This is a genomic window from Psychrobacter cryohalolentis K5, from assembly GCF_000013905.1.
GTDB classification, from domain to species: domain Bacteria; phylum Pseudomonadota; class Gammaproteobacteria; order Pseudomonadales; family Moraxellaceae; genus Psychrobacter; species Psychrobacter cryohalolentis.
Genome location: NC_007969.1, coordinates 2624518 through 2644932 on the forward strand (window position 1 = coordinate 2624518; position 20415 = coordinate 2644932).

Annotated in this window: 17 protein-coding genes; 7 read left to right on the forward strand and 10 right to left on the reverse strand. The window is 42.6% G+C overall.

All coding sequences use genetic code 11. The features are described from left to right. Positions 1-284: 284 nt before the first annotated feature. The 5 genes from PCRYO_RS10940 to PCRYO_RS10960 form a co-directional block, all read right to left on the reverse strand. Positions 285-821, reverse strand: a complete 537-nt coding sequence (locus tag PCRYO_RS10940) for a YbjQ family protein (RefSeq protein WP_011514455.1) — start codon at positions 819-821, stop codon at positions 285-287. A gap of 51 nt (positions 822-872) precedes the next feature. Further along, positions 873-1349 (reverse strand): YbjQ family protein, encoded by a 477-nt coding sequence (locus PCRYO_RS10945; protein ID WP_011514456.1) that lies wholly within the window; start codon positions 1347-1349, stop codon positions 873-875. A gap of 140 nt (positions 1350-1489) precedes the next feature. Continuing rightward, positions 1490-2047, reverse strand: coding sequence for a UPF0149 family protein (locus PCRYO_RS10950; RefSeq protein ID WP_011514457.1), 558 nt, complete (start codon positions 2045-2047; stop codon positions 1490-1492). 337 nt (positions 2048-2384) lie between these two features. Continuing rightward, complete coding sequence (locus PCRYO_RS10955) at positions 2385-2621, reverse strand: PA3496 family putative envelope integrity protein (RefSeq protein WP_011281113.1); 237 nt, start codon at positions 2619-2621, stop codon at positions 2385-2387. Between the two features lie 193 nt (positions 2622-2814). Beyond that, a complete protein-coding gene (locus tag PCRYO_RS10960; protein ID WP_011514458.1) occupies positions 2815-4317 on the reverse strand; it encodes a hypothetical protein in 1503 nt (500 codons plus the stop codon). A gap of 451 nt (positions 4318-4768) precedes the next feature. Here PCRYO_RS10960 and serB point away from each other — a divergent pair, with 451 nt between their 5' ends. From serB to hemJ, 6 genes are all read left to right on the forward strand, one after another. Further along, positions 4769-5971 carry a phosphoserine phosphatase SerB gene (gene serB / locus PCRYO_RS10965; protein WP_011514459.1) on the forward strand — a complete coding sequence of 401 codons (1203 nt, stop codon included), beginning with the start codon at positions 4769-4771 and terminating at the stop codon, positions 5969-5971. A 204-nt stretch (positions 5972-6175) separates the two neighbouring features. Beyond that, positions 6176-7186: a DUF368 domain-containing protein gene (locus tag PCRYO_RS10970; RefSeq protein WP_020444293.1), complete on the forward strand. Its 1011-nt coding sequence runs from the start codon at positions 6176-6178 to the stop codon at positions 7184-7186. Positions 7187-7558: 372 nt separating this feature from the next. Then, positions 7559-7948: an AciT family ciprofloxacin tolerance protein gene (gene aciT / locus PCRYO_RS10975; RefSeq protein WP_011514461.1), complete on the forward strand. Its 390-nt coding sequence runs from the start codon at positions 7559-7561 to the stop codon at positions 7946-7948. Positions 7949-8118: 170 nt separating this feature from the next. Further along, positions 8119-8625, forward strand: a complete 507-nt coding sequence (locus PCRYO_RS10980) for a hypothetical protein (protein WP_011514462.1) — start codon at positions 8119-8121, stop codon at positions 8623-8625. A gap of 209 nt (positions 8626-8834) precedes the next feature. Beyond that, complete coding sequence (gene bioB / locus PCRYO_RS10985; RefSeq protein WP_011514463.1) at positions 8835-9965, forward strand: biotin synthase BioB; 1131 nt, start codon at positions 8835-8837, stop codon at positions 9963-9965. A 97-nt stretch (positions 9966-10062) separates the two neighbouring features. Further along, positions 10063-10497, forward strand: coding sequence for a protoporphyrinogen oxidase HemJ (hemJ, locus tag PCRYO_RS10990; RefSeq protein ID WP_011514464.1), 435 nt, complete (start codon positions 10063-10065; stop codon positions 10495-10497). Between the two features lie 239 nt (positions 10498-10736). Here the strand turns inward: hemJ and PCRYO_RS10995 are convergent, their stop codons facing one another. The 5 genes from PCRYO_RS10995 to PCRYO_RS11015 all read right to left on the reverse strand — a co-directional run bounded on the left by PCRYO_RS10995 (position 10737) and on the right by PCRYO_RS11015 (position 17375). Further along, positions 10737-11561 (reverse strand): hypothetical protein, encoded by an 825-nt coding sequence (locus PCRYO_RS10995; protein ID WP_011514465.1) that lies wholly within the window; start codon positions 11559-11561, stop codon positions 10737-10739. 237 nt (positions 11562-11798) lie between these two features. Further along, positions 11799-12290 (reverse strand): hypothetical protein, encoded by a 492-nt coding sequence (locus tag PCRYO_RS11000; protein ID WP_011514466.1) that lies wholly within the window; start codon positions 12288-12290, stop codon positions 11799-11801. 75 nt (positions 12291-12365) lie between these two features. Next, the gene (rph, locus tag PCRYO_RS11005; protein WP_011514467.1) at positions 12366-13082 is read right to left on the reverse strand and encodes a ribonuclease PH; all 717 of its coding nucleotides are present in this window, start codon (positions 13080-13082) and stop codon (positions 12366-12368) included. 236 nt (positions 13083-13318) lie between these two features. Next, positions 13319-15103 (reverse strand): AMP-binding protein, encoded by a 1785-nt coding sequence (locus PCRYO_RS11010; RefSeq protein ID WP_011514468.1) that lies wholly within the window; start codon positions 15101-15103, stop codon positions 13319-13321. A 544-nt stretch (positions 15104-15647) separates the two neighbouring features. Continuing rightward, entirely contained in the window at positions 15648-17375 is a 1728-nt protein-coding gene (locus PCRYO_RS11015) for an AMP-binding protein (RefSeq protein WP_011514469.1), read from the reverse strand. 705 nt (positions 17376-18080) lie between these two features. Here PCRYO_RS11015 and parC point away from each other — a divergent pair. Then, complete coding sequence (parC, locus tag PCRYO_RS11020; protein ID WP_011514470.1) at positions 18081-20396, forward strand: DNA topoisomerase IV subunit A; 2316 nt, start codon at positions 18081-18083, stop codon at positions 20394-20396. Positions 20397-20415 lie beyond the last annotated feature (19 nt).

A 20415-nucleotide genomic window follows, 5' to 3' on the forward strand; every position in this document is an offset into this window, starting at 1 on the left:
TTTTAAACAATTCTTTTATAGTTTTATAGCATATCTCATAGCATGCTATTGCTAACTATCAACAATAATTAAGAATTTATAAGGGGAGTATATAGGTCAAAAGTTAGGTTTAGCTGTTTTATTCAACAACTCGCCAGTCAAATGCAGAATACAGAGATTGAGTAGGAGTAAAAGGGACTGTAACGAGATTAAATGAGAGTGTTTAATGTGAGCTTTTGGATAATTTGGATTTTGATAATTGGCGTTAAATACTTTTAGTTAAATAGCTATGACGGTATAAACGCTTATTTTTTGGAAATATTGATTGAGGTTTTGGCAGGAGTATTGCTGAAAGCATTATTGGGCGCTTTAGTAGAATTTTCAGTACTAAGCACTGCCGTACCGTAAGCGATCGCTTCGACCATACTACCCAATTGATTGATATTACTGACTTCAAGACGCAAACCATAAATATGATTGTAGCCTTTTGCCTGTGCTTGGGTGCGCATACGTACTAGAGCTTCACGGCGGGCACGATCAAGCAAGGTCTCATAGGTGGTGAGATTTTTACCAAAGAAACTCAGCACTTTGGCAATTACCATTTTAAAATAATCTTGCGCAATAACGACGCTACCAAGCACCAACTCACCCTCAGACTGCGAGACCAGTTTTGATACATAAAAACGCTCACTTGAGACAATAATATGGCTCAACTCAGCTTCGGCAATCGTCAATCTTGCCAAATGCTGACGCTCATGACGCGCACCAAAAAACCAGCCAACTATAAATAAGACCAGCAGCGGCGCATAGTTCATCAACATTTGGCTGAACGATTGATTCATGGAACGTCTCTTATCATCAAAAAGGCTACCAGTCAGTACTTGAGCGTAGTCTTATTCACCAAAAGGATTAAAGCGTGGTAAATCATCAGGTGACTTTACTGTTGAAGGCTGAGCAACTGACGCCACAGGCTCTTCATATTGAGAATGATGATTTGATGACTGATTCGGCGGTTGATTCGTTGATTGATAGACAGGCTGTTGTGGCATCCGTACGGCTTTGACCGCTGTACCATAAACAAATAGCTCAGAGGCACCTTGTGCAATACTAGAGGTCGAGAAACGCAGTCCAACCACTGCATCAGCGCCCAACGCCTCAGCTTTGACGATCATACGATCAATCGCCTCTTGACGCGATTCTTCTAACAGCTCCGTATAGGCGGTGAGTTCACCGCCTACGATGTTTTTTAGACCCGCAAATAAATCTTTACCAACATGCTTTGAGCGCACGGTACTGCCGTATACCACATCCAAGCGCTCAGTAATCTGATAGTTGGGCAAGTGCTCAAGATTGGAGAGTTGGACAGTCATAGTACAGCCTTATTGGTAATCTACAGAATTAATGACTTACAGAATCATAAAAAACATATCGCCCGTTCAAGATAAAAGCACGATATTTTAAAACGCATTAAAAAGCACATTGCTCAAATAATTTATATTGAGCAAACTCTTTAGTCGTTAGTATGGAACAACAAAAACAGCTCAGTTAAGTTGCCTTCGATGCTGTTTACCATTTGTACCATTTTATCTTGGTCTTTACGCATCTCAGCAAGCTCAGGGTCTTCATCATCGATACCACTCAGCACAATCATCGGCAAGGTCAAAACAGCCACATCTTCTGCAGTCTCTTCGTTTTCCATCCAATCACTGGCTTCATCACCATACATTGCATCCACAAAGCCAATCGACCAAGCAACGATATCTGAATCATCAGAAAAATCGACCGCCACTTCTTCATTGCCCGCATCTTCACCAAACGGTAGCTCAATAGGAGTCTCGTTTTTTAGCTCAGCGATGATAGAGTCGCGCCAGCGCTGAATACCATCAATCACGTTTGCTGGAATCTCGCTCACATTATCTTCGAACAGTGCTTCTAACCAATTAGGCAGTGGACGCCCAATAACCGTCGCAGTCAAAAAACCATGAGTAGCAACACTATCAAGTACAAATGCGCTTTCTTCGTTGTCTAAATAATCGAGTAGTTCATCGAAACTAAGTTGGTTGGTCATGGTGTCGTTGTCCTTGAAAGATGGATTGCGTCATGCGCAATAAATAAGGGTTATATAAAATAACGAGAGGTATAAAGATGACGATTATCTTGAATAAGTCAATCTACCCAAAGATTTTTTAAATCAATCATTGCTAAAGCACAGCTGTGAGAAATAGCTGGTTAAATAGGTGCTGTTCACTATTGATACTATTAAAATCAGAACCCAACCAGCTTAGCACAGCACACTTAGGATAATTAGTTAACGATGGTTAGCTAATAGCCATAATAGTGCAAATCAATACTTAAAAATTATTCGCAAAATATTTGCGTGATAACCTCATTATAGCGATGACGAATTAAAGTTCGTCATCATCCCAATCATCGCCATCTTCATCAAAATTATCGATATCGTCTAGATCATCTTTTAGCTCTTTCGCCAAACGTTTTTCTTCTAGTAGATTATCAATTAGACGACGCTTCTCAAGGCTACTTAAGCGTGTACGTACACTCGTCTCTGCTTCTTCAACCATCTTTGCATCATCATCATCAACGAAATCATCATCAAAATCGTCATCAATATCAGCATCACTCATGACCAACTCCTATCTTTTTTGGCAAAATTACTGAAAAGTTATCAATATATATATGCCTTATAAAGTCTCTATTAAGCCTTGTCAATGCTTTTTATTACTATGACGCATTTACAAGTCAACAACAAGACACTATTGGTCATTATCGCGCAGGCAATTGTAGACAATTTCTGCAAGTTAAATAGAGTATCTAATCCTACTCTTCTGAGTCATCGATCATCAATACCGCATTACGCACATCGGCTAAACGCTGAATCATCGCATCATTGCCACCATCGAATATTGCACACTCACGCTCATAAACCGTCGTTGGACGCATGACGCTTTGTACTTGTACGTGATGACTGATTTGTTTAAGACCACCATTCGGCAATAAAATCAGCATCTGCTCTTTTTTGCCGACGCTATCTAGCAGATGCGTCATGGCATCGACTTGGGCATTGTCACTCACACCAGCTTTGGCTGGCAGCGCAAATCGTGACAGCTCAATATGCTTATCATGAATAATTTTATTCAGCATCAAGTATAGCTTGGCTAGCATCACGCCTGCCAATGCAACTTTTGCATGGCTATTCTCTGCTTTAAGCATCACATAAGCACCACTTTCATCAAATTGTGGTTCATTGAGTGCGCTCACGCCCAACAACAATGGCTGTTTCAGTAATTCAGTCACCGCTTGGTTTAGTAGCTGCGTACAGAGTGCCAAATACGGCAGACGTTGAGACGGTGCCAAGCGCTCAAGCATATTAAACTCATCATGAAAGACAATCTGGACACTGACACTATCAAATGCTCTGGTAGCAGACAATCGAGAGACATGATTGTTAGCATGCTGGCTACTGTCTTCAGCTTTATAAGCCGTATGATCATTGACATCACTGTCTATCATATTACTGGCAGTATCCGCAGTTGTACCGTTAGTATTATCATCGAGCGTCGAATCTTGATTCTGCTGGGTTCTGACATACTGATTGACAGCACTATGAATATCTAATTTACGCGTATTAGGTTGCTGGTTATACGCTGTACTGGCAGCTGCTTGAGCAGCATTGACTAAACGATCACTTTGGCTAGTACCTGTCTCACCATTATCACCATCAGCAGCAGACACTGATTGACGACGTTCTCGCTCACGAGCATAACCACGCTGGTCGAGCTGCGTATATTGCTCGCGATGCAAGTCTTGAACATCGCGGCTGATGGCATTGATTTGCTCTCTGGTTGGACGAGCGATATAGCTGTAAATCAGCCACAGCAATAAATGCAGCACCATCGAACCAATCACAAATGGCCATTGCATGGCGATGATTTCACCCTTGCTAATATCCTTTAGAGTCAATGCCACACTACCGATGACTGCATCGCCTTTGGTTGCAATTTGGCTAATGGTATCACCCTGCTGCATCGGCGCATTGCCGACAGGCACCAAGATATCGCCATTATTGTCTTTAATCAGGATGCGAGTCACGTCTTGTTCGCTGGTATAGCGATTGGCAATAACGCTTAAGCTGACGCGGTCTTTATTTTCTAAAGACAGGCGCGCTTCATCAATGAGCTGAGCAACCATTTGCTCGCCTTTTTGCGCACGACTGTTGCTCAGCTGTTGATCGGTACTGATGACCAATAATAGGGTTTGCAAACAAAAACTAACCAGAAGAATGATGGCAAACAACCCTTGCCGCGGCGCTAAATAGGTCATGATATGGGAAACTTTTTTGGATAAATGGAGTTAAAAAACGAGGCTATTGCTCATTCGCTCATTTTTGCAAGAGTATGCAGCTATATTTGTTCAATTCAATACCGCATTGTCTAAATAATCTTTTTTTATAAGACTGATTATTTAACGCTGCTATCGTACAGTAGTTATGTTGTGCAATTATGTGTGGCGCAAGCATTTAAGCAGTATTTACGGCTCACTTACCCACTCATTGACATCTACTATATCACCATAGTAAGGGTTATGGCGTTAGCGAGTATCATAATTTTTTTGTAATGAGTCATTTCAATTTTACTGAGATTTTTTTGCAACAGTCGCCGTTTTATTTGCTGGTTTATTTGCTACTGATACTTTGCGTCTCATCTATAGTCGCTGCTTACTAAAGCTGTTATTATTCCTAATCTTATATCAGCATACAAGGGACAATTGAGCGATGCCAAACAATACCTCTTACTCGTTACCAAAAGACAGCAAAGCATGGCAACAGGCGGTTGATTCCGTGGCCTCGTTACTACCAGAGGGTACCAATTTACAGGATTTTGATGCACTACAATCCTTGCCTATTTTTGCTTTGATTGTGGTATTGCCGACGCATGTATCTTCACTTGATATCCACCAGTATGTACAATCATGGGTTGATGAGCAGCCAAATTGGCATCTGGTCACGGTTGCAGAAGATGCTGATGCCAATTTTGTAGATGTTGAAATTGCTGATGTAGACACGGCGCAACCTTTTGCCAAACGTTCATTTATCGATGTGCAAGTATTCCGTTATTTATTGGTGCCAGTGACTGATACCCTGATGCATCCTGCCAAAAAAACTGCCGCCGCACATATCATTGATGACCAATTGACCACGCGTTTGCGTCGCGACTTGACTGAAGCTTATAACAACGCTCAAAACGCCGTCGCAAGCGATCACTTAGATGTTGTAGATTGTCATATCTTATCGGTCGGTCATATGCTGCGCACTCATAAGCTTGCCTGCTTTGATATGGACTCTACGTTAATTGAACAGGAAGTCATCGTTGAGCTGGCAAAAACGGCAGGTATTGGCGAGCAAGTAGAAGCCATCACTGAAGCCGCCATGCGGGGCGAGATGGATTTTGATGAATCTTTTGCGCAGCGCGTGGCGTTATTGCAAGGTATTCCAACCAGCGTGCTTGATGAAATTTGCAGTCGCTTAACATTATCGACAGGTGCCTTGGCTACCATTAGCGCTCTAAAAGCTTTGGGCTATCATACGGTCCTTGTATCCGGTGGCTTTACGTACTTCGCTCGCTATATCGCCGAGCAATTGGGTATTGATGAAGTACACGCCAACTCATTGGATATCGAAGAAGGTGAAGTCACTGGTCATATACAGTTGCCTATCGTTAATGGTGCTAAAAAAGCGGCTATCGTCGCCCATACGGCTGAGCGCCTAGGTATTACGATGTCTCAAGTGGTTTGTGTCGGTGACGGCGCCAATGATTTACCGATGATGGCACTGGCCGATTTGGGCGTGGCTTTTAATGCCAAACCTATCGTACAAGCTCGCGCCGATGCCGCTGTGAATGTCACAGGGCTTGAAGGGGTGCTCTATGCGCTAGGCTATCCTGCATTTGTACGCAGCAGTGAACGCAGCAAAGTTTAGCTAATTATAAAAGATATCGAACCAAAAGCTGGGCTGATACATTTCAATTGGTCCAGCTTTTATGGTTTATTCTCTGCTTTACAGTGTTTTTTGGCGCTACTATACTGCCATGCGCGATTGTCATTTCATATTGCCATGTTTATCTTTTTCAATAACTTTTATCTTATCCAGTAACTTTATCTTGTCCAATAAAAAGGATTGTCCATGACGGCATCACAATCACCACGGCCAGATGCCCAGTCATCTTCCACCCAGTTAGATAACCAACCTGCTGCTGACGAAAGCAGCCCGATTTATAAAAATAGCCCCAAGGAATTACTGGGTGTCTATGTGCGAGGGTTGGCAATGGGCGCGGCTGACATTGTACCGGGCGTCTCTGGTGGTACGATTGCACTGATTGCAGGTATTTATGAGCGCTTAATTAACGCTTTGAGCAGTGTGGGTCCCAATCTTTGGCAGGTCTTTCGCCAAGAGGGTGGTATCAAAGGTTTAATCGCAGTATGGCGACAAGTCGATGCCACTTTTTTATTGTTCCTGTTGATGGGTATTGCCACCAGCCTTGCAACGCTTGCCGGTGTTATTAAGCATTTATTAGACAATCAGCCTTTAATGATTTGGTCTTTCTTTTTTGGTTTGGTCATTGCAACTGTTTTTCTGTTATTAAGTGAGATTAAGCGCTGGAATATCGGACGGGCGCTCTTGTTCCTGCTTGGAGTAGCCAGCGCCGTTATCATTAGCAGCTTGCCTCTGATGAATACGACGCCAAGTTTGCCGTATTTGTTTGTTGCCGGTGCTATCGCTATTTGCGCGATGATATTACCAGGCATCTCAGGATCTTTTATTTTATTGTTGATGGGTGCTTATGACACGGTACTCGAAGCGGTTCATACTTTAAACTTTGCTATTATCTTTACATTGGTGGCTGGTATGGCAACGGGATTATTGCTCTTTACCCGTATGCTTAAATGGTTATTGTCCCGTTATTATCAAGCTACTTTAGCGCTACTTATCGGCTTTATCGCAGGCTCGTTAGTCAAAGTCTGGCCTTGGAAAACAGATGCCCTAGGGACATTAAATAGTGAAGCCATCCATAACGTCATGCCATGGCATTACCCTACCGGCGCAGAGTGGTTAACGACCTTGAGCTTGATGCTATTAGGTGCCATTCTAGTGACTGCCTTATCGCTTTGGGGTCGCCGTAGCCCTCGCCCTTAATACCTGTCTACTCTTACTATAGTCGATTCAATTTAAAAAGAATACAGTACTGCTGGGATAAATTTTGCGAAGCCTCTGGAGTGCAAAGCGCACAGCAAGCGAGAGAAATTTATCCCAGCATAATGCTATTCTTAACATAACTATTCTATATTGAAATCACTATATTAAATCTTACCATCAAAAAAAAGCGCCCATATTAAGGCGTTTTTTTGTTCTCTAAAACTGTAAGATTTACCATTTATTTTGCTAAATACTTTTAAAAAATCAAACGTCAGCTGTTGTCGCAAAGTCGCCTTCAGAGGCTTTAGCTTTCTGCTACAAACTTCCATAATAGCCTTGTTGGAATTCACCTTATGAAGAGCGAGATGAACAATGTTATTAACAATATTTTCTACATTTGGTAGCGAGGCGTTGAGTACAAGTGCCATATTGGGCTATGGTTTATTTTTAATCGCAGTTGTTGCTATTGCTGTGTCATCACAGCGCTGGTTGCTTTGGTATTTGTTTGGCGGCATGGGATACTGGTTAGCCGTAGAAATGATTCATAGTTTAGTGACACATTGGTTCTTATGGTCAGAATGGCACAATTATGTAATTGCTATGGGTATCAGTTGGCTGCCTTTAGGCGCATGGGTCTTATATCGAGCGTTACGTTATGAGGATGTCAGTCGCGGTATGATACAAGAGCGTGAGCTACAAGCAGCGCGTTATATTGAGCATACACCCGTCTATGACGACGACTATCAGCCACGCTTTCATTAAACTCTGCGTTATCATATTGCTGTCATCGAATGTTACAAGATACTTAAGGCTCTCTACGTAACTCCTAAAGAATTGACACCTAGCAATCGTTTATAATCTACTTATATATTTGTCACAAAAATTGTTATAAAGTACGCATTATTTGCGTCTCATTTTTTAGGAGTTTGTCTATGTTTACTGTACCGGTTTTAGATATTAAGTCTGATCCATTAGATGTTTTATTAGCTGTGATTGGTTATCGTTTGTCTATGCTAGCTGATAGCGATAATGAAGATGTTAAAAAAATACTTGCAGATCGCAAGGTTATCATTGAGCTTGCTAGCACTGAAGCAGATGTGGCACGTTATTATAGCTTTGATAATGGTGAATTTAGCCAACATAGTGGTCATGCTAAAGAAGCTGACCTGACTATCAATTTTAAAGACTCTATGACAGGCGTTAAGCTTTTAACTAAAGGCAGCCTTCCTGCCTTTATGACTGCCGTACAAGAAGGCAATTTAAGCATCGAAGGCGATTACAGCCTAATGATGTGGTTCAATAAACTTGCTAAGCATATTGTGCCAGCCATTCCCGAAGAATGTAAACCTTATATCCAAAAAGCCAAGCCATATGCTTATAAAGCTCAAAAACTTGCCAACCATTGGGTCGGTGTTGCTAAGCACAAGTTGGGTAAATAATCGAATAATCAGAAGCGATAGATAGCTAGCTGTTACTGATAGCTGAATGACTGCTTCGCTCGTTTCTGATTTTCTAAAAAGGTTGCGCTATACTATAGCGCAACCTTTTTTATTGTAGATAGTACTACTAAAAAATTAAAACAGATGAGCGACATCCGATGTTTATCTTCTATGACCATGCTTAATATCTTTATAAAAGGATTTATATTATGTCAGCACTGCTTAATATCACAGAGCCAAATAACAACACTAATAGCAATGACAACGATTTTTTAGCATCATTAACAACCGATGCCCCACAAGCCATTGCCAGCAAATACAGTCGCGAGCAAATTGCCCAATTGTTCGATTTGCCATTGATGGATTTATTATTACAAGCGCAAACCATACATCGTCAGAACTTCAATGCCAATGAAGTACAAATCAGCACCTTGTTGTCTATCAAGACTGGCAACTGCCCTGAAGATTGCGGCTACTGCTCACAATCCGGTCATCACCGCGATAAAACCAAGCTGGTCGCTGAGAAGCGCATAGAGGTGGACAAGGTGATTGCCGCTGCCAAGCGCGCAAAAGCTACTGGTTCATCACGATTTTGTATGGGCGCAGCATGGAAGCACCCTAGTGCCAAAGACATGCCTTATGTGGTCGAGCTGGTCAAAGAAGTCAAAGCCTTAGGGCTTGAGACCTGTATGACTCTAGGTATGCTAGATACTGATCAGGCCGCACAACTGGCAGACGCAGGACTAGATTACTACAATCATAATTTGGATACGTCTAGAAGCTACTATGAGCAAGTAGTTAGTACGCGCAGCTACGATGAGCGTCTAGATACCATCACCAACGTACGCAACTCAGGTATCAACGTCTGTAGCGGCAATATCGTCGGTATGGGTGAGAGCCGTGATGACCGCATTGACTGGGTGCACGAGCTACTAAAAATGCCTAAAGCACCAGAGTCTATTCCAGTCAACTTATTGGTACCGATTCAGGGCACGCCAATCGGTGATAAGGTCTTGGCAGAAGGTCAATTGTCAGTGCTTGAGTGGATTCGTACCATTGCTGTGACACGTATTTGCTGTCCAAGTAGCTATGTACGTTTATCTGCTGGTCGCGAAAGCTTATCTGACGCTGAGCAAGCATTAGCATTTATGGCAGGTGCCAACTCATTCTTTTATGGTGACAAACTGCTGACCACGGGTAACGCCAGTCAATCAGGCGATGATAGACTCATGCGTGAGCTTGGCTTAACCAAGCAATTTGCCGCTCCTCGCGCACCAAAGCAAGTGCCTGTCATAGACGCCATGAGCGGTCATCAATCACAAGTTGTTTTGGCTAGCTGAGGCTGAGTAGTTTTGGCTTAACGCTACCATTATTAGATAATCTGCGCTAAGCTTGCCCGCGTTTATCATTGCTTAAAATAACCAAAGAGACTTCAGCATGGCAGATTATTTTAATTGGATTAAAGCGGCACACATTATATCCGTGGTGTGCTGGTTTGCAGCGATTTTCTACTTGCCGCGCCTATTTGTCTATCATGCAATGAGCGATGACAAGATCAGTCAAGAGCGCTTTACTATCATGGAGCGCAAGCTCTATCGCGGCATCATGACGCCAGCTATGATAGCGACGTGGGCTTTTGGGTTATGGATGGTGTTTTTGGGTTGGGACGTCTATAAAACCCAAGGCTGGCTACACGTAAAGATCTTTCTAGTTATTCTATTGTCCGCTTATCATGGTGCCTGTGGTTTTTATCGTAAAAAGCTGGTCGATAATCCACAATATAAGTCGCATGTATTTTGGCGTTGGTTTAATGAAGTACCCGTATTTGCTTTAGTCATTATTGTGATTCTAGTGGTGGTTAAACCGTTCTAAAATTGGCTCTAGTATAGGCAATACTGAATAAAAAAGCGTCCCTCACTTGATGAAGTGAGGGACGCTTTTTTATGTTTGAATAACTATAGTCAGAGAAAAGTAATATCGATACATCAAGTACTGCTGATATTAATTTTTCTTGCTTGCTGTGCCTATGCAGACAGAGGCTGCAAAAAATTTATACCAGCAGCACTGTAGCGTTTTTGAGATATTCTAACTATATATTAAGAAGGTCTATATTAAACGTTCGGGCGCATAATTTGATAGACATTGCTCAAATCATAAACACGATAGCGCGCAGGCTCGCGGCGGCTCTCGCCAGCATAGCTTAATATCAGCGCTTGCTTTGCTTGCTCATCAACCCAGCCGACAAACAATCCGCTGTGCTCGACACCGTTATAACCATGATTGATATAGTAGAGCCAGTCACCAACTTCGATTTCACCACTATTGGCATAAGGACCTTGACCATAGGTACCTTTATGGATGGTATCGCGCGTCACCCCGGCTCGTTTGAACACCGCATTCAGATAATCCCAGCAGCCGCCTTGAATAATCGTACGCTCGTTCAGCGCCATTTTACGGGCAGTGCTAATTACTTCACGGGCAGCCAGACTACTTTGCGTTTCGGCATTGCTGAGTAACGGTAGATACTCGCTATCGACATTATCATAGTTGCCTGATAAAAATGCCGGCAAAACTGATGATACTTGGCGTTGTACTTCAGGATAACGATAATTAGGTTGGTTGTTGCTAACATAAGCATTTTGGTTAGAGTAGGTTTTATTAGCATAGCTACTATTAGAATAACTTGGTTGTGTATTGTCTGTATTCGAACGATAACTATTAGAAGTACCAGCACGTTGGATAGTGGATCGCGTACTGATTTTAGCAGCAGGGACAGCGGGGTACGATGGTGTATAGCGGGCGCTATAATCAGTTAGAGAAGATTTTTGAGCAATTAAGCTGCTCATACTATCGGCGTGAACTTGACCGACTGCACCGAGAGTAAGTAATAATGCACTGCACGACGTTGTGATTGACCAAATGGACAAACGCGACATGACTAGCTCCTTGTCAATATAGTATCAATAACCATAGTAGCGATAACCGTATTCATTATAAGTATGATGAGATTTTTTCAATCTTACTTATAAACCATTTGGACAGGATTCTGCAAGCCTTATCACGCTTAAATAAACGATAAAAGGTATAAATATAAGGATAAGCGGTGCACAAACGAGGCAAGATGAGCGGGTTAAAAAACTTTAACATTAAAAAAACCTTTAATAATAAAGGTCTTAATCGCTGCTCATTTTGATATTAACATGACGTTTGGTCAGTGTTTGACCTTGTAGAATGGCTTTGGTAGCAGTGGCTTCTTGGATATTATCAAAGCCACTAATACAATATTTACGTCTAGAGTCGCCATCAGTAATCTCTAATTGCTCGCCTACTAGACTTATCATATCGCTGTCAGTTAGCTGAATAGGCATACGCTTGCCTTGGTTGTCATGTACCAGCTCACCAGCACGCACCCATAAGATGCCGCTACTAATATTACCTGCTGTCGCTTTTTTATGCTGTTGGCGCTGCCGATTAAAAAAGAAGCTACCGATAATTAGCAGTGCAAGCGCACCAATTGACCATCGTACCGGCAACAGACTCATTGCCAGCGCGACGCATACTGCACCTACCAATAACGCCGCACCAAACCAAAACAGCCCATTGTCTAATGCTTGGGGCTGTCCTTGTAAGGTAATTTTGGCGCCGTCATCAGTCAGCTTAAGCATGCACGTTTACCTATAGAAAAGCAGTGAAAGTATTATAAAAATATCAATAGTAAGCCGTATTGCGGTCTTATATGACTACCAACCTAAGGCGGTTTTTTGCATAGCAATCAGCTCAGCGATACCTTTTTCGGCTAGAATAAGCATATCGTCAGCTTGAGCACGAGTAAATGGCTTTTCTTCCGCCGTCCCTTGTAGCTCAATGAACTCGCCTTTTTGGGTCATCACCACGTTCAAATCCGTATCACAGCTGGCATCTTCTTCGTAGTTTAAATCCAAGTACGCTTTACCATCTTTCATACCAACAGAAACGGCAGCAACCAAACCAATCAATGGATCCGCTTTTAGTTTCTTAGTTTTTTGGATGCTCTCTAAGGCATCGATAAGGGCAATCGCGGCACCGGTCACACTAGCAGTACGAGTACCACCATCCGCTTGCAAGACATCACAATCTAAGTAAATGGTATTTTCGCCAAGCTTACTCAAATCAATCATGGCACGTAAACTACGACCGATTAAACGCTGAATTTCTTGAGTACGACCTGATTGCTTACCGCGAGCCGCTTCACGTTGATTACGAGTATTGGTCGCGCGTGGCAACATGCCATATTCAGCCGTGATCCAGCCTTTGCCTTTACCTTTGAGCCAACGCGGTACGCCAGACTCTACACTTGCGGTGCACAGTACTTTGGTGTCGCCAAAGCTGACCAATACTGACCCTTCAGCATGCTTAGTGTAATGGCGCTCAAAGCTGATTGAGCGAAGTTGATTAAGCTCACGGTTGTCAATACGCATAAAATTCCCTAGTACGAAGTTGTAAAAGCAGTGTTATAAAATAAGAGGTTTAGATTTAAATTTATGGTTATGTGGTTAGCCAATCAGTATTTCCAGCAAATTTATATATTAAAATAAATGACAGCTGAATGCTCTAGCAGGGCTAAATGTTAGGTTATCCTAACGTGACAACGGTGCAATAGCAAGATTCACACAAGCTATCGCACCGCTGTCTTGATTAAAAATAGCTGTAAAAGTTATTCTAAACCTTCCATCTTACGCAATTCTTTACGCAGGATTTTGCCCACGTTTGATTTTGGTAATTCGTCAACGAATTGAATATGACGTGGACGCTTATAGCCGGTCAGTTGTTTTTTGCCAAAATCAAGCAGCTCTTGCTCGGTCACATTGCCTTTTTTGACCACATATAGCTTTGGGTCTTCGCCGCGATCATCATTTGGAATCCCGATCGCACCGCACTCTACTATCCCTGGATGCTCGCTCATGGCTTCTTCGATTTCATTTGGATAGACATTAAAACCAGAAACCAAAATCATGTCTTTTTTGCGGTCAACAATTTTGATAAAGCCTTTTTCGTCCATAATGCCGATATCGCCTGTTTTAAGATGGCCACTGGCAGTAAAGCTTTCAGCCGTTTCTTCAGGACGGTTTTGATAGCCAATCATGACTTGTGGACCTTTGACACAGATTTCACCACGCTCACCGATAGCTACCATTTTTTCATCGTCGTCAATCAAAATGACATCAGTACTAGGGGCAGGGATACCAATCTTCCCGGTAAATTCAGCAATGGTCATTGGGTTAAAGGCAACTACTGGTGAGGTTTCAGACAAGCCATAGCCTTCAACGATAGGCAGACCAGTGATTTTCTGCCACTCTTTTGCCACACTTGGTAGTACCGACATACCGCCACCGATAGAGGCTTTTAAACTGGAGAAATCCAAATCTGCAAAACTTTCTTTATGTACCAAGCCGTTAAACAAAGTATTTACTGCAGGGATAAAGGCCGGTTTGTATTTGCCCATCTCTTTAATCAAACCATCAAGATCACGCGGATTTGGAATCAGCAAACCAGCACAACCTTGGTACATGCTATACATCCCGCAAACCATAAACGAGAACACATGGTATAGCGGTAGCGCGGTCAAAAGCACATCAGTAGCGTCTATATCCTCTTCAAAAGCGCTGTCCATGAGCGCGCTAATCTGTAACATATTGGCGATTAAGTTACCATGAGACAGCATCGCACCCTTAGCTACCCCAGTCGTACCACCAGTATATTGCAATAATGCCACATCGCTTAAGTTCAAATCAGGACGCTGATATTTGCTAGCTGATACGGCACTTAATGCCTGCTTAAAGCTCGTGCTCTCTGGCAAACGATACGCGGGAATCATTTTTTTGACATGGCGCGCGACCAGATTGACCACGGGTCCTTTGATCGTGCCTAACATATCGCCAATTTTACAGACGATGACATGCTTCACTTGACCCTTATCTTGCGCATCTTGATAAGTTTTTGCAAAGTTTTCGACGATGAACAATGCTTTGGTGCCACTGTCATGCAGCTGATGCGATAACTCGCGGCTGGTATACAAAGGATTGACATTGACCAGTACCATACCTGCGCGAATGATACCCAAAGCCACTACAGGATACTGCAAGATATTGGGCATCATGACACCGACTTTATCACCCTTTACGAGCCCTAATGACTGTAAATAACTGGCAATTTGACGACTGTATAAATCCAATTGCTTAAAGGTAATAGAAGCACCCATGCAGATATAGGCAGTTTTCTGTCCATAACGGCTGAAATTACGCTCGAACACATCAAGTAAAGAGGTACTGTCATCTGGCATCTCAATGGTAGCATTAATGCCATAGCGCTCATAAGCACTTAACCATGGACTGTCACTCGCTATCGTCGGCATAGTAGGAAACGCGTTCGTTCCAGCCTTTGATTGAGTATTGTTCGCAGCTTTACGGTCTGTCATCTCTTTATTGATATTATCAGTCATAATTTTCCTTAAATGTGGCCGTTAAAATATAGAATATGTCTAATTAAATCACCGTGGTCGTTAGTCACTCATTTGCAAAATCAAAAACTTGTGAATAAGAAGTCTTTTCGCTCATAAGCAAACAGATCTTATCATTCACAAATCTTTTAAATCAAAATTATCACCTTCACACTCCACTCTATTATTTACTATAAAACCGTTAAAGCTAACACGGCTACAGTGCTTTATAGTGATCATGCTGTGAAAGCTCTGGGCTAAAAAATCTACACTTTTATCGTTAAGTGCAAAAAATATCGATACGGACTATATCAGCTTTATGGAGAATTCTCTATGAATACCACCAAATCATAATAGGAAAACAAAAAAATGATAAGGCCCTATATAAGCGACCTTATCATCATTGATAACCATCTTTTACAACAATATATCATAGCTATTTTTACTAACTGCCACATCAACTATTAAGCGGTTTTCATCCCTGCTTCTTACTAATAGATAAAGATGAAAGCAGATAAAAAGCGCTTTGAACTTGATGGTAAATATTCTAACCGTGGTTCTTTTCTTCAAGTACACGCAGATCTTTATGCAAAATCTTACCGACGTTCGATTTTGGCAACTCATCGATGAACTCAACATAACGCGGACGCTTATAACCAGTTAGGTTTTCTTTGCTATAGGCAAGCACTTCTTCTTTCGTCAAGCTGTCATCACTACGCACCACATAAATCTTCGGTACTTCGCCACTCTTTTCATCTTCGACACCGATGACACCACATTCCAGAATCTTTGGATGGGCTGACATCACATCTTCTACTTCGTTTGGATACACGTTAAAGCCTGAGACCAAAATCATGTTTTTCTTACGATCAACAATTTTAAAGTAGCCTTCTTCATCCATTACACCGATATCACCCGTACGGAAATAACCGTCAGACGTCATGACTTCAGCCGTGGCATCATCACGTTTCCAGTAGCCTTTCATCACTTGCGGACCACGAACACAAATCTCACCGCGCTCACCAAGATCTACTTCATTGCCTTCTTCATCCAAGATAGCCATGTCAGTCGCTGGCATCGGCAGACCGATATTGCCTGAGAATTCGCCATTACCTTGTGGGTTTGCAGACGCAACCGGAGAAGTCTCTGACAGACCATAACCTTGTACAATCACGTTACCAGTAATTTTTTGCCATTTCTCAGCAGTATCTTTTAGAACCGCCATGCCGCCGCCCATAGACATCTCAAGCTTGCTATGATCTAAGGCTTTAAATACCTCACTGTTCGCCAATGCATTAAACAGGGTATTAACTGCTGGGAAAAATGCAGGTGGGTAATCTTTATAAGCCTTGATTAAGCTTGCACCATCACGTGGATTCGGCACCAGTAGACCGATACAGCCGCGATATAAGCCGAACATGCCACAAACGGTAAATGAGAAGATATGATACAGCGGCAATGCCGTCATGATAACGGGTTGCTCAGCCATACCGTCAAATTTATCGAAAGCATCACCAAGATAGGTATCACACTGAATCAGATTGGCAACTAAGTTGCCATGGGTAAGCATCGCGCCTTTGGCAACACCCGTGGTACCACCGGTATATTGCAGAACAGCAATATCATCAAGGCAGATATTATCTGGACGTTTATAATTTTTCGCCGGAAAACGATTCAGTGCCGTTTTAAAGTTGGTGCTGCTTTTAAGGTTATAATCAGGTACCAGTTTTTTCACATGGCGCACGACCATATTGACAATAAAGCCTTTCAACGGGCTCATCAAGTCGCCCATCGAGGTTACGACGACATGGTCAACCAAGTCTTTACCAATCTCTTCATAGGTTTTGGCAAAGTTCTCTAAAATAAATAAGGCTTTGGTATCAGAGTCTGTTAGCTGATGCTCAAGCTCTTTTGAGGTATAAAGCGGATTGACGTTGACCAAGGTCATACCCGCACGCAGCACACCCAATACTGCAACCGGTAGCTGCAAAATATTTGGCATCATAACGCCGACTTTATCGCCTTTTTTCAGCCCAAGTGACTGCAAGTAGGCAGCAATTTGTTTACTATAGCGATCTAAATCTTCGTAGGAAAGCTTGACGTCCATACACACAAACGCTGTTTTACCAGCATGTTTAACAAAATTCCGTTCAAATATATCGATTAAAGAAGTATTAGCGGCTGGCATATCAATATCATATTGAATACCAAGCTTTTCGTAAGTTTTTACCCATACTTTATCGTTACGACGGATCTGGTTACCTTGATTTTCCATAATCTTACTTCTCCTAATAAATAATGCGCTACTGTAAACCCATAATTATCACAATGTGATAAACGTACAAAAACTCGGTGTGCAAGCTCACCACAGTGATGGCAAGCAAGGCTGGCGGTGCAAAGATATTGTGATGAGTCAACAATTTAGCGGTAAATAGCCCTTTATTGTTTAACATACACACTTTATACAAACTACTCAATACAAAAAAATGCTACTTGAGTTCGTAAAGTAACTTGACGGTCAATATTTACATTTATATCAGTGAGTTAATTATGATTCCGAGCAAATAACCCACTTTTTGTTGATAAGTATTTATCGTCTATTCGTAGATAGAATTCATTAAAATCTGGAAGTGACATTGAGCAAAACGATAAGCGCTCAGCCTGCACACCGCTTGCCTGCATCGATTTTATGATTATGAGCATTATTAAGGCTATATGGGTGAAAACGTAAATGTGATAAGTAAGAGGATAAAAACAGTAACATGAACGACACTCATATTATTTTCTAAAAACTATCGACCAAAACGTTATAGGATCATCATGCTTAATAAGACCATTAGCTTAAGCACGTCATGCACTGTCGTTTATACTGAGTAGTGGCTTTTTAATTGCACCAATATCCTTTAGGATAGCACTATCCTATTTGCGCGATTGCACCGATTTTTTATACCTATTAAAACTGATAAGTGAACCCTATTTTATGTCCAATGTTATCGATAACACGCTTGACCCAATCCTTGCAAATGAACCAATGGATACGCGCTCAGTGGCAGAGTTCGCTGAGCAAGCCTATCTTAATTATGCCATGTACGTCATCATGGATCGGGCGCTGCCAAATATTGCTGATGGTCTAAAGCCTGTCCAGCGCCGTATTGTTTATGCCATGAGCGAGCTTGGGCTAAAATCGACAGCGAAGGCGAAAAAATCTGCGCGTACAGTCGGTGACGTATTGGGTAAATATCATCCGCATGGCGACAGCGCTTGTTATGAGGCGATGGTACTGATGGCACAGCCTTTCAGCTATCGCTATCCGCTGATCACTGGTCAAGGTAACTGGGGTAGCCCTGATGACCCCAAGTCCTTTGCTGCCATGCGTTATACCGAAGCCAAAATGTCTGCTTATGCCAATACCTTGCTCGCGGAACTTGGTCAAGGTACAGTTGATTGGCAAGATAACTTCGATGGTACGATGTTGGAGCCAACCACCCTGCCTGCCCGCCTGCCCAATATTTTATTAAATGGAACAACTGGTATCGCCGTCGGTATGGCAACGGATATTCCGCCGCATAACCTGAATGAGGTGGTACGCGCGGCGATTCGTCTGCTCAAAAACCCTGAGCTGTCGGTTAAGCAATTAACTCAATCGATACCAGCGCCTGATTTGCCAACCCCAGCTGAGATCATCACCAGCAAAAAAGACTTGCAAGCGATATATGAGACTGGACGTGGCAGCTATAAAATGCGTGCGACCTTTCATATTGATCCGAAAGAGAAAAATCTTGTTATCATCAATGCCCTTCCTTACCAAGTCTCAGGCAATAAAATTCAAGAGCAAATCGCCAAGCTGATGACCGATAAGAAGCTGCCTTGGATTGTTGATATTCATGATGAATCAGACCACGAAAATGCCTGCCGTATCGTCTTAGAGCTAAAATCTACCCGCGTCGACGTGCAGCGCGTCATGAGCCATTTATTTGCCAGTACCGACCTAGAAAGCAATTACCGCGTCAATATGAATATGATTGGCCTAAATGGTAAACCGCAGGTTAAAAACCTGAAAGAAATATTGGAAGAATGGCTCGTCTGTCGCCGTTCTGTAGTCACGCGCCGCTTGCAATATCGCCTTGATAAAATTGATAAGCGCTTACATATCCTCGCAGGTTTGCTGATTGCTTATCTGAATATCGATGAAGTTATTCGCATCATTCGTGAAGAAGACGACCCAAAATTATCATTAATGCAAGATTATGACCTGACTGAAATACAAGCCAATGCTATCTTGGATATTCGTTTGCGTCAGTTAGCTAAACTCGAAGAGATTGAGCTGCGGCGCGAGCAAGATGAGCTAGCGGCTGAACGCGCCATCATTCAAGAATACTTGGACAATCCAGATAGCCTGACCAATTTGATGATTGATGAGCTCACCGCCGATATGAAAGAACACGGTAACGAGCGCGTATCGCAATTGGCAGAACGCGAAGAAGCGCAAGCGCTCAAAGAATCGGACCTCGTACCAAGCGAGCCTGTCACCGCTATCCTATCGAAAGCGGGCTGGATTCGTGCGGCTAAAGGTCATGACGTTGATGCTGCTGGCATGGCTTATCGCTCAGGTGATAGCTACCAAGCCCACGTTCGCGCTAAAGCTAATGAGAAGATCTACGTGCTCGATAGTACCGGACGCAGCTATAGTATCGATGCGCATAGCCTCGCTTCTGCTCGTGGTCAAGGCGATCCTCTGACCAGTGTACTGAAACCACCAGCAGGTGCGACTTTTGAGCAATTGCTCACTGGCGACAATGACCAGCGCATCATCCTTGCCAGCTCGCAAGGCTATGGTTTTATTAACACCATTGGTAATCTAGATAGCAATCAAAAAGCCGGTAAAAATATCATTAACCTAGCTGCTGATAGTCGTTTATTACCTATCGCCCGTATTGATGCTCAAACTGAGGTGATTGTAAGCTCTGAGAATAATGGCATCCCTGCTAGCGAAAATAGCTCTACTCTCGATCATATCGCTGTGGTCACCAATGCTGGCTATTTATTGATATTTGCGCTTGATGATTTGCCTGAACAGGCTCGCGGCAAGGGTAATAAGATGATTAACCTAAAAGGTGATGAGGAAGTGCTTACCATCACGCCACTCAGTAAACATGACAGCTTAGTCATTACTGCTGGCAAGCGTCATGTGACCTTAAAGCCGATGGACTTAGCAAACTATACATCCAAACGCGGTAGTCGTGGCGGTCAGCTGCCAAGAGGCTTTCAGAATGTGACGAGTATTGAGGTTGGGTGATTTGATTGAACCTTCAAAC

What these genes read in the sequence shown, in the direction of transcription:
- parC (WP_011514470.1), top strand. Translation starts at nt 18,081, where the DNA reads ATGTCCAATGTTATCGATAACACGCTTGACCCAATCCTTGCAAATGAA.
- PCRYO_RS10995 (WP_011514465.1), bottom strand. Translation starts at nt 11,561, where the DNA reads ATGTCGCGTTTGTCCATTTGGTCAATCACAACGTCGTGCAGTGCATTA.
- serB (WP_011514459.1), top strand. Translation starts at nt 4,769, where the DNA reads ATGCCAAACAATACCTCTTACTCGTTACCAAAAGACAGCAAAGCATGG.
- PCRYO_RS10940 (WP_011514455.1), bottom strand. Translation starts at nt 821, where the DNA reads ATGAATCAATCGTTCAGCCAAATGTTGATGAACTATGCGCCGCTGCTG.
- hemJ (WP_011514464.1), top strand. Translation starts at nt 10,063, where the DNA reads ATGGCAGATTATTTTAATTGGATTAAAGCGGCACACATTATATCCGTG.
- rph (WP_011514467.1), bottom strand. Translation starts at nt 13,082, where the DNA reads ATGCGTATTGACAACCGTGAGCTTAATCAACTTCGCTCAATCAGCTTT.
- bioB (WP_011514463.1), top strand. Translation starts at nt 8,835, where the DNA reads ATGTCAGCACTGCTTAATATCACAGAGCCAAATAACAACACTAATAGC.
- aciT (WP_011514461.1), top strand. Translation starts at nt 7,559, where the DNA reads ATGTTATTAACAATATTTTCTACATTTGGTAGCGAGGCGTTGAGTACA.
- PCRYO_RS10945 (WP_011514456.1), bottom strand. Translation starts at nt 1,349, where the DNA reads ATGACTGTCCAACTCTCCAATCTTGAGCACTTGCCCAACTATCAGATT.
- PCRYO_RS11000 (WP_011514466.1), bottom strand. Translation starts at nt 12,290, where the DNA reads ATGCTTAAGCTGACTGATGACGGCGCCAAAATTACCTTACAAGGACAG.
- PCRYO_RS10980 (WP_011514462.1), top strand. Translation starts at nt 8,119, where the DNA reads ATGTTTACTGTACCGGTTTTAGATATTAAGTCTGATCCATTAGATGTT.
- PCRYO_RS10950 (WP_011514457.1), bottom strand. Translation starts at nt 2,047, where the DNA reads ATGACCAACCAACTTAGTTTCGATGAACTACTCGATTATTTAGACAAC.
- PCRYO_RS11010 (WP_011514468.1), bottom strand. Translation starts at nt 15,103, where the DNA reads ATGACTGATAATATCAATAAAGAGATGACAGACCGTAAAGCTGCGAAC.
- PCRYO_RS10970 (WP_020444293.1), top strand. Translation starts at nt 6,176, where the DNA reads ATGACGGCATCACAATCACCACGGCCAGATGCCCAGTCATCTTCCACC.
- PCRYO_RS10955 (WP_011281113.1), bottom strand. Translation starts at nt 2,621, where the DNA reads ATGAGTGATGCTGATATTGATGACGATTTTGATGATGATTTCGTTGAT.
- PCRYO_RS10960 (WP_011514458.1), bottom strand. Translation starts at nt 4,317, where the DNA reads ATGACCTATTTAGCGCCGCGGCAAGGGTTGTTTGCCATCATTCTTCTG.
- PCRYO_RS11015 (WP_011514469.1), bottom strand. Translation starts at nt 17,375, where the DNA reads ATGGAAAATCAAGGTAACCAGATCCGTCGTAACGATAAAGTATGGGTA.